This is a genomic window from Sphingobacterium thalpophilum, from assembly GCF_038396785.1.
GTDB lineage: Bacteria > Bacteroidota > Bacteroidia > Sphingobacteriales > Sphingobacteriaceae > Sphingobacterium > Sphingobacterium thalpophilum_A.
The window spans coordinates 1,082,475-1,106,414 of the sequence record NZ_CP151087.1; the positions used below are offsets into that span (position 1 = coordinate 1,082,475).

Consider the following 23,940-nt stretch of genomic DNA (forward strand, 5'->3'; position numbering starts at 1 on the left):
ATGGGCATAAACTATCAGGATAGACTAAAAATTTTCGAACGATTTTTTCGCGTCAGCCATATACAGAAAAAGTTTCCGGGTTTAGGCATCGGGCTCTATGTTTCGCATGAGATTATCTTACACCACAAAGGAACACTTTGGGTCGAAAGCGAGCCAGGAGAAGGATCCACATTTAATTTCACATTACCCATTGTAATCAACAAATAAAAAATATGCAGCCTAAAAAGATAATGATCTGTGATGACGACCGAGGAATACTCGAGATGCTGGAGCTATTTTTAGAACTAGAAGGATATAATGTCATATGTGAAATAAATAGCACACACCTGACAAAGCAATTAATTTCGCATAAGCCGGACCTCTTGCTGCTAGACCTCTGGATGCCCATAATTTCTGGTGACCAGCTGATTAAAATTATCCGCAGTACACCCGAAATTAAAGAAACACCTATCATTGTGCTATCGGCAAGCGTCGATGGACCTGAAATCGCCGGGAGCTTAGGCGCAAATGCCTTTATCGCCAAACCCTTTGATTTAACCGATATCACGGATAAAATTAATAGCATACTGAAAAACTAGCCGGCAAGTACACGCTGGCTAGTCATACATAAAAGCACTTTGTGAAGAAAAAGTGCTTTTATGCAGCTGATGTGATCATCTCAAGACAAACGCTTACGCTTGGCCCAATTTATCCACGAGAAGTAATATATCGTCCAGTTCAAATGGTTTGGCCAAAAAAGCGTCGGCTCCACATGCAGAAGCAAGCTGCTTCCCACGCGAACTCGCAGACATCATGATCACCGGAATATTTTGATGTTTTTCTGAACTCCGGAGTTCACGAAGGATATCGCCACCTGACAACCATGGCATTTCAATATCCAATAGTATAATATCAGGGTCAATTTCTTCGACAGAAGCAATTAGTTCTCTGCTTTTTGACACTAAATAAACCTCTCTAAATTCATTCTTTAGAGCCAGCTCCAAAACGTGAAGGATGGTGGCATCATCATCACAAACAACAATTTTCTTTTTCATTTTTTGATTGTTTAAAAACACCGCAATGATTGAAAAATATGGTCTTGTGAGGGGATTAAAAATATAGACCTAAGCTGGGCAGATTGTTGGTTACCAAACCGTTTATATAATCTTTCTTTGAGATTTTACAAGATAGACAATTTATTGGATAAAAGTCTACGCTCCTTTGTTTAAGATACTAAATGCATACGATCTGCTTCAGGTATATCTTTGAAGACGACTGAAAATGTAGTACCGACATCTAATTCGCTTTCTACATGAATAGCTGCGTTGAGCTTACTTGCAATTTGTTTAACAATGGAAAGGCCCACCCCCGAACCTTCAAAACCTTCTGAGTTGGCCATTCGGGCAAAGATTTCAAAAATTTTGTCGCCCTCCTTCAAATCAATTCCGATTCCATTATCCTTGATATCATACCGGACCGTATTTCCTTGCCGCATGCTCTTAACGGAAACTTGCGGGTTTTGCCTTTTGCTGCTGTATTTTATGGCATTGCCAACAAGATTCAGAAATAATTGATAGATCAGTGTTCTCTCTCCCAAAACAGGTAGTGTTTCGCCCATTGTAAATTCTAAATGAGGAACCTTGTATTGCTGTTTGCAATTTTCAACGATATTGACAATCTTGGACTGTGGATTAATTGGTTCAAACACAAAGTCTACATGATTTACCTTCGACATTTGATAGACTTTATCCATCATATCCCGCATCAGCTGCGTCCCCTCCAAGATATTTTTCATTGACTTTGCAAGCAGTTCGTCAGAGATGTCTTTTTTATGGAGCAACATTTGTGCAGTGAGCTGTATCGTCGTCAGCGGATTTTTAAGATCATGTGTCAATGTGTAGCCAAAAGTATCAAGCGCATTATTAGAGCGCACCAGTTTCTTGTTCAATTCATCAATCTCTCCACCACGTTGTGCTACTGCTTGCTGAATAATGTGTGTTATATCTTCAATAAAAGCGAGTTCAGAAGATTGCCATTTTTCGGCTTTTCCCTTCGTAATCTTTTTCCAAGCCTCGAAAGATGAACGTGGCGAAGGAAAGGTGATCTTTCGATCTTCGTCAACCTGCATCACTTTTTCCGGCTTCCCTGCCCAGGTCTCTTCGATCAGACGTTCTTTTCTAAAGACATATAAGTACCAGTTATTTGCGGGCAGAATACTGATGCGCAATACACCAGCATACATCTCAACATCTTTGGAAGAACCATCACACTTAAATCTATCTGTCGCAAAAAACTCTGCATTGGCTATTTGTTTATCAATTTCTCGGAACATTTGTTTATCAGGCACCTCACCAACCATCATGATTGCGCGATCACGTTTAATGATTAGCCCCTGCCCGTTCATTACCTCCATAATACGCACGGCATACTTTTCCAACACGTCATACAAGTCGCGCTTGACCAACAAATCACTTTTTAGATCATGCTTCAGCTGTGATAGATTTTTCTGAACTTTCACCTGTTTCTTCTGAAAATCTGCCAGATAATTGTTCACAGCGTATTGTGTAAGAAAGGTACATAGATGGCGCTGTGAAAGATCGACATGCATTGGCTCCCGGTTCTGACATGCTACAAGCCCCCAAAGCTCATCGTCCACGATAATGCTAAAACTTGCACTCGCCTTTACGCCGGCATTTTTAAGGTATTGCAAATGCATGGGTGAAAGTGCCCGAAGGCTGCAGCGTGTAAGATCGAGAGCATGGGCGCTCCGCCCCATTAGCGGGATCGCTTCCGCATTGACATCCGCCGTATGGCGGGCTTGAAAAATACGGTAAAGCTCGCGCGCCTGTGCCGGAATATCGAATTCCGGATAACGGTAATTCATCAACGATTCCAGATCCGCCGTCTTGCTCTCTGCAATAACTTGTCCACTATTATCTTCCAAAAAGCGATACACCATCACTCTATCATAGTGGATGATGTCCTTAATCAATTCAGTCAATGCCTGCCAGCAAGAGTTGCCCCCGCTACGGTCATCTAAATGCTTGGCATAATAATATAATTTAGTGGTTTTGACAGCAAGCGGATTGCAGGCCTCTATTTCAAGATAAATTTTGCCATCATACCTATAGAGACTTAAAAAATAATCGTTAGCATGGATAGCTACACGATCGGCATACCTGGCAAACATGCTGTCTGAAATAGCATGTTCTATGCTCTCTCCACGAAGTTCAAAAGATGGAACAATCCGATGAAGAACATCGTCCACTGTCATGCCGAGCATTTCGGAGTATTCTTCACCTGCAATAGCTGCACAGTTTTCACTTACCGCAATACACTTATCGTCTTCAAAGATAAATAAATACCCAAAAGACTGTATATTTCCACACAGGTGAATTTTTTCCTCATGACAATTGATTTCACGCATAAAGTTACTGATCTATTAAATAAAAATATGGTAAAATCAACAGTACTATACTCCATCAATACTATCATATGTCACTAAATTAGTAAAATATTTTGACCTATCGAAATGTGCATCTTTCACTTTAAACCTGAAGAAAAACGAACTAAATAGCTACTGCCGGCCCGATTTTCGAGCTCATTCACAAAATCCTTCTCCAATAATGGATATCATAATGCGGAATAAAAACGGCATTCCCAACAGATAACAATTCTATACGATGTATCAACGAAAAGATGTGTGGTGTTAACAGGAAATCGAATTCGGCCAATGCTAAACTATTGTGTCGGTGGTAATCAGCTTTGATAGGTTAAGCACAAGCTATCCCGCATATTGAGCAATGCCAACAAAAATGTCAGCTGATCATCTCAGATTTTTGTTGGCATTGCTACTAATAAACATTTCATTTTTTTCTTCTGAAATTATTTCTAAAAAGCGCTCATAGTGCTTCAAAACATCACTTATCAGCTCATTTTTTGTAAAGTACTGAATATCATAACCCTCACGAGCATCTCCAAAATAAGATTTCGGAAAATAAGTTTTCTTATCGGCTATATCAGGGAGATTTTCTTCTTCGACGACATAATCGGACACCACTTTAAACTGATTTTTGACCCCATATATAAAATTGTTGATTAGGTCGTGTCGGATTTCAATCGCTATCCGATTTGGTTTATCCGACTCATGAATCTTTGATTCAATACCATTCTCCTTAAACTCAGCCTGCAAATCTTCGAACGCTGCCTTCACTGTACTCCTCATAAATTCATCGACCGACTCACGGCTTTTAAAAGAAACAATCTGTTGCAGGCGATCTTTCCAAAATTCGCCCGACCAGGGCACAGTACTCACCGACAAATCACGCTCATAATAACTTCGGTCAATCGTCAATGCTTTTACCAAACTGACGCAAAAAAGCAACATGATAATTGAAAATGGCAATGCTGTTATAAGTGTCATAGTTTGTAATGCCTGCAGTCCACCCGTGTTCAATAACATGAGCGCTAAGATGGCCAACAAAGCGCCCCAAAAAACCATTTGCCATTTTGGGGACTTTGGAGCATTCTTGGTAGCAATACTATTCATAACAAATATGCCCGAATCAGCCGAGGTTACAAAAAAGATAATAATAATAAGGATAACCAGATAACTGACAATTTCCGATAAAGGCAAGTAGTCTAAAAATCGAAACATCAAGGCATCTGGATTATCTGCTAAAGAACTCAAAGCGCCTTTAGCGATATTAATATCAAACCACATGGCACTATTTCCAAAAACAGACATCCAGATAAAATTAAATATGGTCGGAATAATAAGTACCGCAGCAATAAATTCACGAATGGTCCGCCCTTTGGAGATTTTAGCAATAAACAGCCCCACATAGGGAGACCATGATATCCACCAGGCCCAGTATAGAATTGTCCAGTTATAAAACCAGGGTAATGTTGCCTCGTCATAAACATGTGTATCAAAAGTCAAACTAAAGAAATTGTTTACATAATTGCCTATTCCTTCTGTAAAACTGCCAATAAGGTAAACTGTAGGTCCAAGGAAAAGAACAAATAGCAACAGAATAATAACAGTTAGTATATTGATATTACTTAATATCTTTACACCTTTATCGACCCCTGAAGTGGCAGATAAAACAGCCAACAGCGTTAACACGCCAACAATCATGATCTGATAGGTAAAATTATTATCGGGTACTAGCCCCAGGGTCTGCAAGCCAGCATTTACTTGAACCACTCCGAACCCCAACGTAGTCGTGATACCGAAAAATGTACTGCAAAGTGCAAATACATCAATCGCATTACCCCATTTTCCATTGATTTTGTTTTTCAATAAAGGATAGAAGCAACTACGAAGTGAAAGCGGAAGCCGATAGCGGTATGCAAAATATGATAATGCCAAACCGACCACACCATAAATTGCCCAAGCATGTATACCCCAATGAAAAAAAGTATACAGCTGCGCATTTTTGGCTCGGTTAATATAGTGATTACCGGCAAAAGCCTCGGTCGAAAAATGTTGCATCGGCTCTGCGACACTGAAATACATCAATCCGATTCCCATACCTGCAGCAAATAACATAGAAATCCAAGAAAAGAAAGAATACTCGGGCTTACTGTCGTTACTTCCGAGCTTGATATTACCAAACTTGCTAAACATGAGGTAAACCAGGAAAATGACAAAAAGTGTCACAGCCCAGACATATACCCAATTGAGGTTCACAAAGATAAACTGTTTTATTGTATCTAGAATATTTACTGTCAACGTTGGAAAAAACACCGCTAGCAGGCAAACCCCTATTATGAAGAGCAGGCTTGGAATAATGATTCCTTTATTAAATGTCGATTTTGACAAGATCACTTGAATTAAATTTGGTTTACATTATGGTCTTTCGACCAATTATTACGTTAATCGTATGCATTATTACGCACAAATCATGCATTGCTGCGAATATGGATATCCCTTTGTGGAAATGGTATTTCAATACCAGCTTGATCCAATGCCTCTTTACAATTAATAATCAACTGTTCCTGCATGGTCCAAAAGTTTTCGTTTGACGTGGTGACACGCACCGAAAGATTAATTGCGCTGTCGCCAAGTTCGGTTACCACAACCTGCGGAGCTGGCTCCTTAAAAGCATAATCATTATTTCGAACCACTTCCATCAGAATTTCTTTCGCCTGTTTTAAGTCAGCGTTGTAGGCGACACCAATATCGAACCAAGTGCGGCGTGTGCCCAACTGGGTATAATTTGTAATGCTGCTATTAGACAATACCCCATTGGGAACTACCACTTGCTGATTTTGAGGCGTATTTAATTTGGTATTGAAAATATCAATTTCGGTGACCGTACCCGAAACATTTGAACTGGACGTGATATAATCCCCTACCCGAAAAGGTTTCAATAACAAGATCAGTATTCCACCGGCAAAATTGGATAAGGATCCCTGCAAGGCTAAACCTATGGCTAAACCTGCAGCTCCAATAATGGCAACAAATGCTGAGGTTTGAACGCCCAACTGTGTGACTACAACGATAAATAATAATATATTTAAAATCCAGCTGATCAGATTACTTAAAAAACGCTGCAAGGAGACATCCATCTGCCGGCGTTCGAAAGCCTTATCAATCATGCGCTTGACCAGTCGAATGATCCATGATCCAATTAAATATATCAGTAAAGCTGAAATTACGGCAGTAATAATTCGTGGTGCCCAGGCAATGGCTGAGGAAATAAAATTATTCCAATGTTCCTGGACGTCGTTCAATGCTAAATTGTTCATAGTTATATTTTATTAAAAATGTAAGGCGTAGGGCTTAATATATTTATTTATTGTTATAATCACAAATTAATATACCAATGATTATAATTTCAACAATTAGTTTGCCTAATTGTTTGTTAAAAACCAAAAAACGAAATTTATCTTTTTCAGGTTTGAAAACCTGTAGCTATTATACCACGCTTTTCCAAATAATTTGGTCGTATGCTCTATAAGATAAAGGATGTTTACTATATTCGTTTAAATCTAAGGTGAAAAGTGTATGAATAAAATTTTGAGCTTTTTTGATCTGCATCAAGGTGAAGAAAAAAAGGAGACGGTATTAGAAAACGTCGTTGCAAACATTTCCTTTCGGGGTTCCAATGCTTGGATCTTGGCCTGTGCTATTGTCATAGCTTCTGTGGGCTTAAATGTCAACTCAACAGCAGTAATTATTGGAGCTATGTTGATTTCTCCACTTATGGGCCCTATCGTCGGAGCAGGATTCGCATTAGGAACATTTGATTTTCCTTTGCTTAAAAAATCCATTAAAAATCTACTGATTGCGACAGTCATCAGTCTTGTTGTATCTTTTATCTATTTCCTGCTTAGTCCATTCAAAGAAGCCCAATCCGAATTGCTCGCGCGCACATCTCCAAATATTTATGATGTAATGATTGCCATATTTGGTGGCCTCGTGGGCGTTATAGCCATTACTCGGGTTGACAAAGGCAATCCAATCCCTGGGGTAGCCATCGCAACAGCCCTTATGCCTCCCCTATGTACAGCGGGCTATGGTCTTGCAATTGGCAATTTTGCCTATTTTGCAGGGGCATTGTTTTTGTATATTATCAACTGTGTATTTATCTGTATAGCGACTTTTATTATTGTTAAATATTTGCGTTATCCAAAAACTCATTATGTAGATCAGCAACGAGAAAAAAGGATTACGCAAAGCATAACAATTATCACGCTAACGCTCGTCATACCAAGTATATATTTTGCTTACAATCTGCTGCAGGAAAAAAAATACACCAATAAAGTGAAGCAATTTGTACAGCAGGAACTAAGCAACAAAGGGTATACTGTCATTTATGAAAAAATACAGCTCAACAGTAAACCGAAAAAACTAGAATTAGCCTTTTTGGCAAAAAAGTTCAGTAGTCAAGAGATAAAATCATTGGAACAAACAATGCATACATTCGGAATTGAAAACACCAAACTTATTATTCACCAAGATAGCCTGGATTTAAAGTCTAGTATTCTTAGCGAAATAGACAAACGTACCGCAGCTGTCAGTGAGAAAGATCTAACGATTCGCGCGTTAAACAACGAACTTACAAAATACCAGGTCGTAAGTCCGGAGCTCGATCGGGATATTAAGGTTCTTTTCCCTGAATTAAATTCATATAGCATGGGAATGCAACAGCATTACGCAAAAACCGATAGCGTGGCAAATCTCATTGCATTTATTTATACTTCCCCCGCCGCGTTAACACAAATCCAACAAGATAAATTGCAAAAATGGCTAAAAAACCACTTTCCAAAAGACAGTGTCGAAATCATTAAAAGATAGCATTAGAGGAACGATTTGATATGATCGTTGTAGCCATAAATCACCAAAATATCTCCTTCCCGCAATCGCGTATCCGGACGAGGAATACCATGGAGTACTGTGGTTACAACACTTTTTCCAAATGAAGTCTTTTTTTCCGTATTTTTTAATATCGTAAGCACTAATAGTTCATACTTTTCTCGGAAACCGATCTCCTGAATCGTTTGTCCTACATATTTTTTAGGGACGATGGCTTCTACAATCGAATAATTACTATTAAGTTCAAAAGAATCTACAAACCCGGTCATACACAAGCGCTTGGACCACCGTTCTGCAGACTCTTCTTCCGGATGAGCTATCTCTGACACCCCTAGCGCACCTAGTACTTTTTCATGCAGTCTGTTTACGGCCCTACTGATCAGGCGTTTCACGTTAGCCTCTTTACACAAAGCACTGACCATAATATTGGCACCTTCATCCTCACCGATCGCGACGACCACAACATCCGTATTTTTTAACGGTAAAGAGTGAAAAGCCGTTTCGTCGGTTGCGTCCAAACAAATCGTATGTGTAATCTTTTCCTTCAATGCCGTCACTTTAGCGATCTGACGATCAACACCTATTACTTCATTGCCTTGTGCAGTGAGCTTTTCTGCCAGAGAAGCTCCAAAATTCCCCAATCCTAAAATGATAAATTTCATTCTTGTATGTTCTTTACAAATTATACGTACATCCCTTCCTATAGTTATTAAAACTAATACGGGAACCTTTACCTAATATATTGTCAATTCTTCTTCAGCATATCGATAGTGCGTATAGCGCGCCTTTTTGATAAAAGCGATTAATACCGATAGCATGGTTACTCGTCCAATAAACATCAAAAGAATTAATATGACTTTGCTTCCTTCCGCCAGATCACCTGTAACTCCCAAAGAAAGGCCAACGGTACTGTATGCCGAAAAACATTCAAATGCGATCTCTAACAAAGGCCGATTGCGCTCAAAAAATGAAATTGCGTATACTCCCATCCCTATAATTATAAGCGAGAGAAACATCGTAGCAAAAGCACGCTGAATTGAGATCCCTGCTATTTCGCGTCTAAATATTTCAGTTCGGTCTTTCCCTTTTGCCAAGCTGATCGCATTCAGTATGGCGAGCGCAAATGTACTCGTTTTTATCCCCCCGCCTGTGGAGTTTGGCGATGCTCCTATCCACATTAATAGCATAATAAACAAAATGCTTGAAAAATGCAGCTGTGCAAAATCAATACTGTTGAAGCCTGCCGTTCGCGGTGTTGTCGCCGTTGCGAAAGCTACTACCCATTTTCCTATACCACTATGATCAGCAAAAACATGATTATATTCGGAGATAAAGAGCACCAAAGTCGCAAACGCAGTGATACAAGACGTCGTGATCAGGTTGAGCTTGCTGTTAATGGTCATTACCCAAGGACGGTAATAATTTTCCTTCGTTGTCCATTTATGGAACAACCTATTTATCAAGTGTTTGATATATTTAAGTACATTTATAACAATTGGAAATCCTAAACCGCCAAATATATATATACTGGCTACCGCCAGTTGGAACCCATAATTATAATAAACCTGTTGATGCATCAGGCCATTTGACAACGTCGAAAAACCAGCGTTGCAGAACGAAGACACCGAATGAAATACAGCAATAAAAATGCGTTCGGCAGTACCTGCCCCGTTAAAATCATCCATAGTCCAAAAGATGACGGCAGCACCGACAGCTTCTATTCCGAATGTAATTGCGATCGTGCGCTTGAGTAAAGTAAATACTTCACCCAGTCGTTGCGTGTTCGAGAAATCCCGTATGGCAAGCTGATTTTCATAACTGCTTCCCCCTTTTAAAAAATAGGCGAAAAGACCAGCAAAAGATAGTATTCCTATTCCACCAGCTTGAATCAGCAATAAAATAAAAACTTGGCCCCAGCCAGTGAAATGGGTAGCTGTGTCAACAACAACAAGCCCTGTAACACAAACTGCACTCGTTGCAGTGAAAAGCGAATCAGTCCAGGAGATTGGTTTATTAAGGGCAATGGGAAGTTTCAACAACATAGTTCCCATAACAATCAATGCCAAGAAACTAAAGATGAACAATTGCGCCGGATTATAGAATCGTTTTTTGATCAAAATATTTTAAGGTATACCGGTAAAATTAAAAAAAATAAATTATCCGGCGCAAGCCGGAAACGATATAAAAATTTTCAATAGCAAAAATATTCCTTGTAGATGCGGCAAAGGACACATATAAATTATACGTATTAGATATTTAAAATACATAAACAAAATCTATTCGATATTTAAAGCAGCCTTGGCTGGTTTTCCCTACTTTTAGCCAGCCTACGAATTCAATGATACAACATGGACGTAATAATCAATAAAATTTATGATATCATCTGGAGTGATGCACTTGTCTACCTCTGTCTGCTGACGGGCATCTACTTTACGGTACGATTTCGCTGCCCGCAGCTTATGCAGATAAGAGAAATGGTGCGATTGCTTTTTAATGGAAACAGTTCCGACAAAGGCATCTCTTCGTTTCAGGCCTTTTCACTTGCTATTTCGGGGCGTGTTGGCACAGGCAATATCGCTGGCGTCGCTACAGCGATTGCTATGGGCGGCCCAGGAGCTATTTTTTGGATGTGGGTAATTGCGTTTTTAGGCAGTGCGTCGGCCATTGTCGAAGCTACCCTTGGTCAGATGTATAAAGAGGTCAATGATGGCGAATACCGCGGCGGACCTGCATTCTATATCCTAAAAGGATTGCGATCCAAGACTTTTGCCTGGACCTTTGCAATCGTGACGATCATCAGCACCGGATTTTTATTGCCCGGTGTGCAGAGCAACAGTATCAGCGCAGCGGTCGAGTCCGCTTTCCATGTGTCGCCGAGTATCACCGGATTGGCTATTGCCGGGCTACTGGCGATTATTATCATCGGTGGAGTAAAGCGGATCAGCACCGTTGCCGAATATGTTGTACCGTTTATGGCTGGCGCCTATATTCTTATGGCTCTAGTTATTATTGCCCTCAATTTTACGGAGATCCCTGGCGTTATCGCCCTGATAGTAAAATCTGCCTTGAACATGGAAGCTACTTTCGGCGCTATCGCCGGCATGGCAATTTCATGGGGTGTTAAACGGGGTATCTATAGCAACGAGGCCGGACAGGGCACAGCACCACATGCGGCGGCAGCAGCCGAGGTATCCCATCCGATCAAGCAAGGCCTGGTACAGGGGTTTTCTGTTTACGTCGACACCATGTTTGTGTGCACCGCAACAGCTTTGATGATTCTCTTTACAGGGCAATATAATGTTGAAAATCCAGCCGGAGGATTTCTCGTCCAACATCTTCCGGCGACGGAAATGGGACCCGCCTTTACCCAACAGGCCGTTTCACATCATTTCCCCAGCATTGGAAATGCTTTCGTAGCATTGGCGCTGGCCTTTTTTGCGTTCACGACCATTATGGCTTATTACTATATCGCCGAAACCAACATCAGCTTTGTTAGCCGAAAAAAACAACATAAAACCGTGCTTATCTGGATTCTGCGACTGCTCATATTAGTATCTACCTATGTCGGATGTATCAGTACAGCCAAATCTGCCTGGACCCTGGGGGACATTGGTGTCGGGCTTATGGCTTGGCTCAACCTGATTGCAATACTCCTGCTTCACAAAAAAGTTGTCGCTATTTATGCAGACTATCGCGAGCAGCAGAAGTCCAAGAAAGACCCTGTATTCGACAATTCCAAATTTCAGTTTCCGAACATGGACCTATGGTCCAAAAACAACATGCAACACGATGAGCCAATTGATTAATCTTACCGTATTTAAAAATTTTTTCAAGTCAAGTAACGCTGGCGGCATTTTATTATTTATCTGCGTCATTTTATCCCTCATCGTCGCCAATACTGCTGCTGGTCCTGGGCTGCAGTCATTTTTAGATACACCTATTGGTTTCGATACTGACACCGTACATTTAAAATATAGCATACTGCTTTGGATCAATGATGGATTAATGGCTATCTTTTTTCTGCTCGTGGGACTGGAGATCAAGCGCGAGATCGTGGAAGGGGAACTCTCCTCGCCCAAACAGGCATCCCTCCCAATCCTCTGCGCTATTGGCGGAGCCATTGTTCCGGCGCTCATCTTTTTAAGCTTCAATTCAGGGCAGGCGACAGCAGGTGGCTGGGGTATACCCATGGCGACAGATATCGCCTTTGCATTAGCCGTAATCGGTATGCTAGGTAACCGGATTCCAGCAAGTTTAAAGGTATTTTTGGCCGCTTTGGCTATCGTGGACGATCTGATCGCCATTTTGGTGATTGCTTTTTTCTATTCTTCAGGTATTGAAACCACCTACTTACTGTATGCAGGTATCGGTATGGTTATTCTGTTTGTCATGAACCGCATGAATATACAAAACCCCTATCTGTATCTGATACCAGGTGTATTTATCTGGTATTTTATTCATCATTCGGGTATACATGCTACTATTGCTGGTGTGATGGTGGCGATGACTATCCCGACCAATGACACAGATGTTGAGTCGCCCTTAGAACGTCTGGAGCATGCGCTTGTCAAGCCTGTCAATTTTTTTATTATACCCTTATTTGCATTTGCCAATACCAATATCAGCATTGAAAGCGAGATGCTTACAGGATTGGTCGCTCCGATGGGCCTGGGTATTAGCCTTGGCTTATTACTGGGCAAGCCGTTGGGCATTTTAATCATGACTTTTGTCTGCTCTAAACTGGGGATTAGTAGTCTCCCGGAAGGAAGCTCATTTAAACATATCCTGGGTGTAGGCTTATTGGCTGGAATTGGCTTTACGATGTCTATATTTATTTCCATCCTGTCCTTCAGCGACGCGCTGCATATCAAAGAAGCGAAGTTATCGATTCTGCTGACCTCACTGCTGGCGGGAATTTTAGGTTATTTGGTATTGTCGGTGTTCGGCAAAAAAAGTCGTATATAAGCCTTTTTATGTAACAATACGTTAGTATTAATACCTACTATAAGACGATACAAATTATTTGCTTGCAATAATGACTATATTGGCGCACGCTACTTCATCTGTCCGTAAGTTAGTGTGCTGAATAGTTCAAAAATGGCAAATTTTAAAAAGACTTTTTATAAAAAAATTGACCATATCAACCAATGGCGTATGAGAAAAGTTTCGAATCGGAACTTTATCATCATCTTGGCCTTTTTGGTCGGTATTGTTGGCGGGCTCATGGCATCCGTTTTAAAAAGACTGACTCATTTTATTGCGACAAGTATCCAGAACGATATTGACTGGAAATTAAAGTATTCTTTGTATCTGGTTTTTCCGTTGATCGGTATTCTGCTGAGTGTATTATTTGTCCGAAAATTTATCAAAGGCAAAAAAATAGAACATGGTATAACGCCGATTATTTATGCGATCAGCCGAAAAGGAAGCCGACTGGATCCCAGTAATATTTATTCACAGGTGGTGACTTCAGCCATCACCGTTGGCTTTGGAGGTTCCTGTGGTTTGGAGGCTCCCGTTGCCTTGGGCGGATCTTCTATTGGTTCAAATATTGCGCGTTTTTTTGGATTACAATATAAAGAAGTGACCATGCTACTGGCCTGCGGTGCAGCTGCAGGTATTGCTGGTGCATTTAATAGTCCTTTGGCAGGAATGATCTTTGCCATTGAAATTCTGCTACCCGAATTTTCCATTCCTGTTTTTATTCCACTGCTAATTTCCTCTGCAATGGCATCGGTGGTTTCGCGGCTGCTCTACAGTGAACCCCTATTTACGAACTTTAATTCCTACTGGCAGGTATCCGCCTTATTCTTCTACCTGCTAATGGCTGTACTGATAGGCTTATACACCGTATATTTTGCGCGCGTATCTGTTGTTGTAAACCAATGGTTTCGGAAAATCAAAAATCCTTATAACAAGGTATGGGTGAGCGGTGTTGCTTTGGGTCTTATGATCCTAATATTTCCTGCGCTATACGGCGAGGGCTATCTGACCATACAGCAAATTTTGAATGGGCAGTTCAACGCAATTGTCAAAAATAGTTTATTCTCCGAATACCATAATATCGGCTTCGTTGTTTTTGGATACACGCTATTGACGCTCTTCGGAAAATCATTTGCCGCACTCTTTACTCTTAATGGAGGTGGCAATGGTGGCGTTTTTGGTCCAAGCTTGGTGATGGGAGGACTCTTGGGGTTTGCATTTTCTTATGGGATCAATCTGACAGGGCTTGCAGAGCTAAACGTTCCTAATTTTGTTGTAGCTGGTATGGCCGGCGCCCTGAGCGGCATTATGCATGCGCCTTTGACCGGTATGTTCCTTATTGCGGAGGTGACCGGTGGCTATACATTGATGGTCCCTTTGATGCTTGTCTGCTCGATATCTTACCTCATCAATAGAACAATGCTCAAGCATTCGATCTATACCAAAGTGCTCGCAGAATCAGGTGATTTGATCTCTTATGAAGATAAAGATCGTTCCGTATTAAGCATGATGCGCATCAAATACGTTTTGGAAACGAACTTTGTGATTTTGCGTCCTGATGAAACCCCTAAATCTAGACAGCACGATATTATTCATAGCAAAAGAAATATATTTCCCATTGTGAGCCACGATGGCAAATTCATCGGAATAGTCAACAGCGAATATTTATTCTCGATTCTACTTGGTGAATTGGATGGTCTGGATACAACATTTGAAAAATTGGCTCAAAAGCCCAATGATATCGTTGTTATTCATGAAAGTATGGAATCTGTGATGTCAAAAATGAACAAAGAAGACACCTGGATCCTTCCGGTGCTTGGACCTGAGCAAAAATATCTGGGCTTTGTATCCAAATCTAGTGTATTCAATAAATACCGAGCACTGCTAATCCGCCAAGGGCATTACCTCGAATAGGAAACAATAACCGTCCAATTAAGTTTAACAATAGATTTCTTTCGGTAACTTTATTGTATTGTCTGCTTCAGGTAAAAAAGTACCGCTGTCTAAAAATTCTCCATGGATGTTTATGGAATTCCATCTCTAGACATATCTTACCAATAACGAAGCAAAGATCCTCAATTTTAAATTGATCAAAAACCAATTCGGACCTTTACATCGTATATTAAAAAACAAGAATGGAGAAACGCTATGAAACAGGTATTTTTATTATTATTACTAGGATTAGGCTTATTTATGCTCAGCAAATTTGGCTTTTCACAGAAAACTGGTGATTCCAAAATAATTAAAAAACAAGCTATGAACCCTACTGGCGAGAAAGATCAGGTTATTTATATGGCACGCAAAGCCAATCCTTCCCCCACCAAAGATACAGTTGTGTCAGCAACTTACAAAAGAAAGTACCAGAGCACACTCAAAAAAGAACTTACACCCCTGCAATATGATGTAACGCAACATCAGGCAACCGAGCGTGCCTTTGATAACGCATATAATGATGAGTTCAGAGATGGCATTTATGTGGATATTACTACAGGAGAGCCACTATTTGTCTCGACCGACAAGTTTGAATCAGGCTGTGGATGGCCCAGCTTTTCCAAACCGATTAATCCAGACTTAGTCGACGAATTAGTTGATAACTCCCACGGCATGCGTCGCACGGAAGTGCGTAGTAAAACCGGAGACGCTCATCTGGGACATGTCTTTGATGATGGCCCTGCCGACAAAGGCGGTCTACGCTATTGCATCAACAGTGCATCTCTTGAATTTGTGCCTAAAGAAGAAATGAAGGCCAAGGGGTATGAAAAATATCTGGCCTTACTTGACAAGAAATAAAAATAATCGCTTAAACGAACCTTAGCAAAAAACTGATGCAGGTCTGCATCAGTTTTTTTGTGCGCTGCGAGTGCAAATTTTTTATTAAATTTAGTTAATTATCGCCGCATGGTAACCTTTTTAAAGCTTTCACCCAGCGGTAACAGCAATCATTTTTAAGCCTTTTGATATAACTCCAGATGATAAAATTATGTAAAGTGCTAGTCCTCTTATCCATTTTCCTTGTTTTTGTACAATGTATGGGCAGTGAACATGACCCTTCGGAGAACTTCGACTGGTTACTGGGCAAATGGCAGCGTACCAACGAAACGCCAGGTAAAAAGACCTTTGAATATTGGGTCAAAATTAACGATGCTGAATATGCAGGCTTGGCCTTTACGCTACACAACAACGATACGGTCAATCAGGAAAAAATGGCGCTACTGAAATCCGATGGAAACTGGCAATTAAAAGTGAAAACAACCGATGAAAAGGATTTCATCGCCTTTGAAATGACCATGCAGAAAGACGGGCTATTCGAATGCAATAATGACTCCCTACCCTTCCCAAAAAAGATTACCTACTGGCGGGATGGCGAAAAGCTAAAGGCAAATGTAGCCGGCGACAGCCTGCAGATTCCTTTTGAATTCAGCAAAATCAAAAAATAATCTGTTCAAACTGCCAGCCGGTCAAAAACCTAAGGGGTGCTTCCCTCCAGCAATGCATTGATACACCACATATAGGCCGCCTGCCCATGATAATCACCAGTATGGCGAGGGCGGTCATAATAATACTGTTTATCGTTCTTTTTATTGGTACCTACGCAGATTTCCGACACTGCCCCCTGATCGTCCACATATTTTGCAAGCGCCAGCCAAGCCCTGCGGGCAACGGGACCATACTGATTATCACTTAGCCAGCCCTGCTTTACACCCGATATGATCGCATAGGCAAACATCGCCGAACCGGAGGTTTCTGCCCAGCAGTCTGCCTCGTCTATCAACTGATTCCACATACCGCTCTTGCGCTGCTGTTTTTTCAGGCTCTTCATCATCGTCAGGTAGCCCTTTAATATACGGGGTCGACTGGGATGATCCTTCGGAAGCATACGCAGCAATTCAGTCATACCCGCGGCCATCCAACCATTGCCTCGCCCCCAGTAGTAAGGGACATCGGGTGCATGGTAGAACAGTCCGTTTGGACGCTGCAGCTCATCCAGATAAAGTACCATCTCCCGGGCTGCACGGTCCAGGTATTCGGCTTTGCCCGTTGCTTTAAAAGCAGCGGCCTGCACGATCGTGATCATGTACATATCGTCGATCCAGAGACGGGTCTGCCAGGAGTATCCTTTTTCCGCCCAGGCCTTCCCTTCCTGACTGGCATTTTGCGGAAGTTCCCATTGCGTATCGGCATAGGGCAAGCCCAGGTCGAGATAGCTTTTCTCTTTGGTCAGCTGGTAAAGCCGCAAAGGCAGGCTGCCAAACATATTCAAATCGACATGGTTTTTAATAGGCAGCAGCTGCGGCTCACTTACTGTTAATTTGGTGAATCGCTCTTTCATAGCCTGCATCAACTGCTGATCGCCCATTAAATGGGCGTAATTAATGGCTCCCGTCCAATAGAAGGTCTCGGGATAACTGATCCATTTCCCTGCATGCAGCATATGTTTGCCCGCGATAAAGCGGTGTGCAATGCGATGGCCGACCTCCTTGGGATCCGCCCCAGCAGGAAAATTTGCCAGGTCTGTCTGTGCACTTAAAAATTGAACCGGGAGAAACAATAAAAACAAAAAGATTTTCTTGATCATACAAACTGGTTTTTATGTAATTACGAACTGGTTTTATCTTATAAAATACGATGTTCAAAGAAATCCCGAACCGATCTTCTCTATTAAATATCGGTTGGGGACCTATTAAACGGATTATTCTGCTTTGGCTTCATCCGCTACGGCATCCTCCCATTTATCCCATACTGGAGTAGCAGGATTATAACCGTCGTAGCCGTAATTTTGCTTTAGCTGCCCTTTAATATTGGAGGTAATCGCGACATTGGGAATCGGCCAATACATATTCTTTTTATCCATCGTGTATTTGATATCACTTAGCCCAGTGGCATTGACATGAATAATACCTTTATTGTAAAGGCTATAATGCATGATGCGCTGGTACCAGTAACTTCCGCCATTGGCATCTGTACCGCTCTGCTTATCAAAATTGTCCAGATTGTACGCATTCCCCCATTCATCCGGTTTACCACTACGGGCCAAGCAGAGGGACACCCGTTTCAATTCCACATTGCGCCACTCCTCCCAGTAGAGCTCACGGGCCCTCTCGTTCATAATATCCCCAATGCTTACCGCTCCCTGGTAGAGCTCGGTACATTTTGCGCGCTGGCGGACGGCATTTAAATCATCTTTTATCGTTCCATCGGCCGGATTAATATAATATTTCGCTTCGGCGCGCAAAAGGTAAGCCTCTGCCAGGCGATAGAGGTACCAGTCGGCGATTCCCCCATTGGTAGCACCCCGTGAACCGTCTGAACCGCTGATATTGGCTTCACTTACAGGATCATCCAAGAAAAATTTATAATGCGGCACATCGTACCAGCGACGAATGGTATCGCTGCAAAGGAGTTTGCCCGTTGCGGGATCTTTCAGTGTGACCGGTTTCCCAAAATCTTTGGAAGCTTTGTTGTTCACTTTGTAATCTTCCATCCGTACCCAGTTACCCATCTTTGAACTGTGGCGCAGGTCGCCTTCATCCGGCTTGCCATTGACAGACCATACGCCCTGCGTCTGGAATGATGTAGGGCGGAACGTTGCGATCCCGCGGCCAAAGGCGCGCATATAGTCATATTTTGCATTGTAATCCCCGCTGTTCCGTTTGATGTTCAACAAAGCCTGTTTACCATCGGCAGTCTGTATGCGGCTGTCAAAGACAAAGGGATATAAGATTCTCATGGTCAGCATTTTAACGAAAGACTCCGCATCGGCACCACGGTTGGGCATCCCCATGATCACCTCACGGTTGCTGGCGATCAGCTTGTTTTCGGGGCGGTGCATATCCCAGATCACGTTACGTGTGATGGGCCAGGTCTGCGCCTCCCCTCCATCGTTAAAGGTTCCGAAGCTTTCGGTCATCAGAGCATAGCCTGACTGGTCAATCAGGATATCCGTCTGCTCTTTGGCTTTCTGATACTCCCCTATGGCGAGGTAACATTTTGCCAAAAGCATGCGGCAGGCCCCCTTGTTGATCAGGCCGATCAGGTTCATATTTTTCTGATCAGGCACCCATTGTACAGCAAACTCCATATCCTTAGTAATCATCTGCAGAATGGCATCACGCTTGGTGCTCCGGTAATTTTGTTTGGGTACGTCGATGATGGTCGTCACCAAAGGTACATCGCCGTATTCAAAGACCAAGGCCATATAGCGGAAAGCCCGATGGAAATACGCCCGCCCTTTGTAGGCATTCCTATCCTGCTCGCTCAAGGTCTGTACCTGGTCTACATATTTGATAATGGTATTGGCATAACTGATCCCCTTGTAGGTTTCGTCCCACAGATACCAGAGGCTGTTGGAGCGGTCGAGGTTTTGATGCGTAGAGTTGTCACTTGTCGGGGTCAGCATGTTGGCGACATCCGCCAGCATGCTGCGTTTGTCGGTATTACTAGCCACCATCAGTTCGGAAAAGACATACTCTGTGCCTAGCGTCAGCATCTCGTTATGATCTGTGGCCCAATACCCCTTGAGATGGCGGTCACAGATGGCCATGGCCGACAGCAGGCCCGATTCGGTGTTAAAAGTTTCGTTAGGGATATAGATCGACAGCGGATCGGGCTGCAGAAATTCCTTCGAGCAGCTGCTTATCGCTAGCGTACCGGCGAGCAAAAAAGCGATGCTTCTGCCTGCGGATCTGGATTTTTTTAGTGTATTATTCATATACATCACAATTAATCAGGTTATAAAGATAAATTCACACCGAAAGTAAAGACCCTTGAGGCCCATCCGCTCGGGTTGTTGTCAGGATGGAAAGTCTCCGGATCGCCGTATTCCCATTCTTTGGTCCAGGTGGCCACATTCCGCACCGTCCCATACAGCTTCACCCGATTGAGGTTATACTTGGAGGTCAAGGCCGTTGGTAATGTATAGCCTACCGAGATATTGTCGAGCCGGATAAACGAGCGGTCATACAGCCGCGCAGCGCCCTCCGCGCCGATCGGTCCCTTAGCCTCGATACGGCCGTAGCGGTCCGTTGGGTTGTCCGGCGTCCAATATTCCTTTGCTGGCAGATTGGCCAGCCCATAAGCCATGCGCCCGCCATCATCGTCGTTATTCAGGTAATTGCCCGACAAGCTTTTGTGCCCCATGTATGAATAAATATTAAACGAAAAGCTGAGGTCCTTCCATAGCGTAAACTCATTGCGCATCGACCAGCGGAAACGCGGATCCGTCTGCCCCAGAAAGACCTTATCGTTATTATTATACACAGGCTTTCTGCTATCCCCATTCACGGCATCATCTGCTGTATATACATTGGCCACTTTCGGGTCACCTGGAGCCTGCCCATATTTAGCGGCTTCTGCAGCTTCATTGGCCTGCCAGATGCCCGTAACCTGATAATTCCAGATCGTGCCGATGGGCTGCCCGATAAACCAGCCATTCGAAATTTCGTCCATTTCTTTGCGGCCAACCACATTTCCATCGGCATCCAGTACATCCTGGTAGTTCTTATAGAGATGTACAATCTGATTCTTATTGTACGAAAAATTAAAGGTGGTAGACCATTGCAGATTTTCCTTTTTCAAGTTGACGGTATTTAAGGTCAATTCAATCCCCTTGTTGTCCACTTGCCCCAGATTGGTGGTGATGCTGCTGAATCCTGTAAAATTGGGCAGTTTTTGCTCCATGATCATGTCGTGGGTCTGCATCAGGTAATATTCCAGGGTACCCGAAATGCGATTTTTTAAGAATCCAAAGTCCAGTCCAAAATTCCATGCCGTGGTTTTTTCCCATTGCAGGTTCGGATTGGCCAGGCGGTCTACCATCAGGTAGCGGTATTGGACCAGTTCACCAGCCGAGTTGAGGTAGCCATGCATCTTGCCGCTGCCCGAATACAAGTTGGCGAGCGCCAGATTGGGATCTGCCAGCTGCCGGTTCCCATTTTTACCGTAGGAAACACGCAGTTTACCATAATCCATTACATCGGTCCATTTAAAGAATTTCTCTTTGGTAAAATTCCAGGCCAGGGCCACAGAAGGGAAAGTCGCGTAGGGATTGGGGGTACCAAAAGCCGAATAGCCATCCCGCCGAATCGAGGTCGTGAGCATATAGCGGTCATCGTAGGAATAAAATAAACGGGCGAGCAAAGCATCCGCCGTTTGGTGCGTATCGTAGCTATCAAAGCTGCTATTCTCCTTTGATCCATTTTTGGTATTGTGAAATCCCAGTGCATCCGAAGGCAAAATATTGCGCGCTTCAATACGATCTTTCCAGGACTGCTGTTCCTCCGCCTCCTGTACCAAGGTTACCATCAGGCGGTGCTTATCCGCAAAGCTCTGTTCCCAGCTGATGGTGTTGTTGAGCGACCAGTCAAAACGTTTGGTCTGCTCGCGGTTTGCACCGCGATCGGCCGGATTAGAACCCGGCAGCTCGGCCGACATAAAATAACGGTCATGAAAATATTGTAGCCGCGGCGAAGCGTTAAAGGAATAGGTAATGTTAAAGGGCAGCTTGACTTTCGCATTAAAAATGGAATTGAAGACCGAATAGCCCTTGTCCAGCTCCAGGTATTTCCGTTGAAAATCATAATTATACCCGCGCTGGCTAAACTGCTCACTGAGCGGATATTGTAAAGGATTGCCACTGGCATCGGCATAATCGGCGTAAGGGCTGTTGCGCAATGTCTGGTCGATATCAATATCAATATTGCCGTCGGAGCGATCCTGAAAATTCACATTGGCGCCCAATTCTAGCCAGTTGGTCACATGCGCATTGATTTTCATGTTTGCCCGCACAGCCTTGTAGGTATCGCTGACAACGGTTCCCTCATTTTTCAGGTATCCCATGGACAAGTAATAATTGACGCGGTCGCGCGCGCCACTGATGCTCGCGTTGTAATCCTGGTTAAAGCCCGTTCGGAAGGTATGATCGGCCCAATCGACCGTTTTCCCATCCAAAAAATTCTGCAGGGCATTTCCCTGCAGGCCCAGGCGGCGGCCCCAGATACTTCGGTCGGACTCCCCGTCCTCGTTGGTCGACTGCGCGCGCCAGGAATCCAGCGATAATGACGAAGGCAGCTGCCCCGGATTGAGGTAAAAACCGTAAGGCACAGTAAGGTTCCCATTATCATCCCGTATCTGATAAGCCTCATATAGACCCGTTGTCGGATTGATGCCGTAGGTATTCTTGGTATACCAATCCTCGCGGTGTTGCAGGTAAGCTTCCGGGCTGAATCTTTTGCGATATTCACTCAATTGTGTTGCTCCGGCGTTCATGGTCATATTGATCGTCGGTTTGCCCTGCTTCCCTTTTTTTGTACTGATAATAATCACACCACTTGCTGCTTTCGAGCCGTAAACAGCGGCGGCCGAAGCATCTTTCAGCACATCGATCTGCTCAATATCATCCGGATTGATTTCAGAAAGCTCGCCGTAGAAAATCATGCCATCGAGTACCAGCAAGGGGTTGTTGTGCCCGCTGTTGCTATCGTAGACCGAGCGTTTACCCCGCACTTCAATGGAGCCGCCCCCTTTTGCCGAGGCATCGTAACCGATATTCAGTCCTGCCGATCCGCGGAGGATATCCTGTACGGTTTTTGGGTTTTCATTGGCAATGCGGTCTGGATGGATCTGGGTCACGGAACCTGTCAGATCCTTTTTGCGCATGGTACCATAGCCCACCACCACTACCTCGTCCAGCTCATCGGCGGACGAACTAAGGACCACATTAACGACCTTGGATGGTGTAAGGTCGACTTCCTGGCTCTTGTAGCCCAACAGTTTGAACACCAGCTTTTTTGCTTCGAGCGGCACCGAAATGGTATACGTACCATCAGCTTTTGAGGCTGTGCTGACCTTGCTGCCCAGCACACTGACTGTCACGGAGGCCAGCGGTTGCCCATTGCCGTCCGATATTTTACCTGTGATTTCGCGGTTCTGTACCGTCCCGTTTGCCGTCGAAATCAGGGGTACATTGGCTTTTAATGCAGCGGCAGGACTAGCTAGAGCGACCAGACAAAGCAGGCAGGAACAGGGTATCCATTTGCCTGCGCCGAAGCCATAAAAGCGACTTTGTTTTAGTTTACAATTGTTTCTCATAAAGAAATATTCACTATGGGTGATTTAGTAATTTTATAATTGGCTTCCTTTGATAAAGGAATTTTAACTGTAAAAGTGAATATTAGCAATTAGAAAAACAGAACTAGATCGTATCAAAAAAGTGCTATTTTGTCTCAATAACACGATTTTCGATATAAAAAAATAAACAATTGAATGATGATGGCGACAGAGTTGCTAAAAAACGCCTAAAAAGCACAGGAGCCAAAATTTAACTACAACGTTTTCGTAATTTAACTATAACGTTTTCGTATTTTTTATATTACAGAAATACATCTGCTTTAGCCCACCTTTTTTCTCCCGCATGAGTACGCTGTAAGAAACTCTCTACCGCTCATCATATACCCCAGCTGCAAACCTAAAACTTGAGTTTAGCCTTTCTATTCGTTTTCTCTAAGCTAAGGAGTGATTCCCTTTATTGAAGTTTCTACACCGCTCAATTTAACAGCCAGTTCCAAAAACCTTGTTTTTGCCAATAGCACTACGAAGTCCTTGTGGCCAACTCAGTTTCATTTTTCTTAATGACACAAGCACAGACTCCTTAACGA

At 43.0% G+C, this 23,940-nt stretch carries 17 protein-coding genes; 8 read left to right on the plus strand and 9 right to left on the minus strand.

The genetic code is table 11. The features are described from left to right. Together AACH28_RS05060 and AACH28_RS05065 are read left to right on the plus strand one after the other, a co-directional pair. Nucleotides 1–207 (plus strand): ATP-binding protein, encoded by a 207-nt coding sequence (locus tag AACH28_RS05060; RefSeq protein ID WP_341832386.1) that lies wholly within the window; start codon nucleotides 1–3, stop codon nucleotides 205–207. A gap of 5 nt (nucleotides 208–212) precedes the next feature. After that, nucleotides 213–578: a response regulator gene (locus tag AACH28_RS05065; RefSeq protein ID WP_341832387.1), complete on the plus strand. Its 366-nt coding sequence runs from the start codon at nucleotides 213–215 to the stop codon at nucleotides 576–578. 93 nt (nucleotides 579–671) lie between these two features. Here the strand turns inward: AACH28_RS05065 and AACH28_RS05070 are convergent, their stop codons facing one another. The 4 genes from AACH28_RS05070 to AACH28_RS05085 form a co-directional block, all read right to left on the minus strand. Next, nucleotides 672–1,034 carry a response regulator gene (locus tag AACH28_RS05070; protein ID WP_341832388.1) on the minus strand — a complete coding sequence of 121 codons (363 nt, stop codon included), beginning with the start codon at nucleotides 1,032–1,034 and terminating at the stop codon, nucleotides 672–674. A gap of 170 nt (nucleotides 1,035–1,204) precedes the next feature. Beyond that, nucleotides 1,205–3,406, minus strand: coding sequence for an ATP-binding protein (locus tag AACH28_RS05075; RefSeq protein WP_341832389.1), 2,202 nt, complete (start codon nucleotides 3,404–3,406; stop codon nucleotides 1,205–1,207). 399 nt (nucleotides 3,407–3,805) lie between these two features. Next, nucleotides 3,806–5,812, minus strand: a complete 2,007-nt coding sequence (locus tag AACH28_RS05080; RefSeq protein WP_341832390.1) for a BCCT family transporter — start codon at nucleotides 5,810–5,812, stop codon at nucleotides 3,806–3,808. 74 nt (nucleotides 5,813–5,886) lie between these two features. Beyond that, nucleotides 5,887–6,735, minus strand: coding sequence for a mechanosensitive ion channel family protein (locus tag AACH28_RS05085; RefSeq protein ID WP_070566538.1), 849 nt, complete (start codon nucleotides 6,733–6,735; stop codon nucleotides 5,887–5,889). A 259-nt stretch (nucleotides 6,736–6,994) separates the two neighbouring features. Here AACH28_RS05085 and AACH28_RS05090 point away from each other — a divergent pair, with 259 nt between their 5' ends. After that, nucleotides 6,995–8,287, plus strand: a complete 1,293-nt coding sequence (locus tag AACH28_RS05090) for a TIGR00341 family protein (protein WP_341832391.1) — start codon at nucleotides 6,995–6,997, stop codon at nucleotides 8,285–8,287. Between the two features lie 2 nt (nucleotides 8,288–8,289). Here the strand turns inward: AACH28_RS05090 and AACH28_RS05095 are convergent, their stop codons facing one another. Next, nucleotides 8,290–8,967: a TrkA family potassium uptake protein gene (locus AACH28_RS05095; protein WP_286769406.1), complete on the minus strand. Its 678-nt coding sequence runs from the start codon at nucleotides 8,965–8,967 to the stop codon at nucleotides 8,290–8,292. Between the two features lie 72 nt (nucleotides 8,968–9,039). Further along, the gene (locus AACH28_RS05100; protein WP_341832392.1) at nucleotides 9,040–10,422 is read right to left on the minus strand and encodes a potassium transporter TrkG; all 1,383 of its coding nucleotides are present in this window, start codon (nucleotides 10,420–10,422) and stop codon (nucleotides 9,040–9,042) included. 231 nt (nucleotides 10,423–10,653) lie between these two features. On the opposite strand from AACH28_RS05100, the gene AACH28_RS05105 reads away from it, so the two are divergent. The 5 genes from AACH28_RS05105 to AACH28_RS05125 all read left to right on the plus strand — a co-directional run bounded on the left by AACH28_RS05105 (nucleotide 10,654) and on the right by AACH28_RS05125 (nucleotide 16,725). Next, a complete protein-coding gene (locus AACH28_RS05105) occupies nucleotides 10,654–12,111 on the plus strand; it encodes an alanine/glycine:cation symporter family protein (protein ID WP_313239819.1) in 1,458 nt (485 codons plus the stop codon). Then, nucleotides 12,095–13,270 carry a Na+/H+ antiporter NhaA gene (nhaA, locus tag AACH28_RS05110; protein ID WP_341832393.1) on the plus strand — a complete coding sequence of 392 codons (1,176 nt, stop codon included), beginning with the start codon at nucleotides 12,095–12,097 and terminating at the stop codon, nucleotides 13,268–13,270. Before AACH28_RS05105 ends, nhaA begins: the two co-directional genes overlap by 17 nt. A gap of 132 nt (nucleotides 13,271–13,402) precedes the next feature. Next, nucleotides 13,403–15,202, plus strand: coding sequence for a chloride channel protein (locus AACH28_RS05115; RefSeq protein ID WP_145328370.1), 1,800 nt, complete (start codon nucleotides 13,403–13,405; stop codon nucleotides 15,200–15,202). A gap of 378 nt (nucleotides 15,203–15,580) precedes the next feature. Then, the gene (gene msrB, locus AACH28_RS05120; protein WP_407073642.1) at nucleotides 15,581–16,078 is read left to right on the plus strand and encodes a peptide-methionine (R)-S-oxide reductase MsrB; all 498 of its coding nucleotides are present in this window, start codon (nucleotides 15,581–15,583) and stop codon (nucleotides 16,076–16,078) included. Nucleotides 16,079–16,257: 179 nt separating this feature from the next. After that, a complete protein-coding gene (locus AACH28_RS05125) occupies nucleotides 16,258–16,725 on the plus strand; it encodes a DUF6265 family protein (RefSeq protein ID WP_341832395.1) in 468 nt (155 codons plus the stop codon). A gap of 29 nt (nucleotides 16,726–16,754) precedes the next feature. Here the strand turns inward: AACH28_RS05125 and AACH28_RS05130 are convergent, their stop codons facing one another. From AACH28_RS05130 to AACH28_RS05140, 3 genes are all read right to left on the minus strand, one after another. Then, nucleotides 16,755–17,864, minus strand: coding sequence for a glycoside hydrolase family 105 protein (locus AACH28_RS05130; protein ID WP_145328372.1), 1,110 nt, complete (start codon nucleotides 17,862–17,864; stop codon nucleotides 16,755–16,757). 114 nt (nucleotides 17,865–17,978) lie between these two features. Next, a complete protein-coding gene (locus AACH28_RS05135; RefSeq protein ID WP_341832396.1) occupies nucleotides 17,979–19,736 on the minus strand; it encodes a RagB/SusD family nutrient uptake outer membrane protein in 1,758 nt (585 codons plus the stop codon). A 281-nt stretch (nucleotides 19,737–20,017) separates the two neighbouring features. Continuing rightward, nucleotides 20,018–23,374: a SusC/RagA family TonB-linked outer membrane protein gene (locus tag AACH28_RS05140; RefSeq protein WP_341832397.1), complete on the minus strand. Its 3,357-nt coding sequence runs from the start codon at nucleotides 23,372–23,374 to the stop codon at nucleotides 20,018–20,020. Nucleotides 23,375–23,940: the final 566 nt, after the last annotated feature.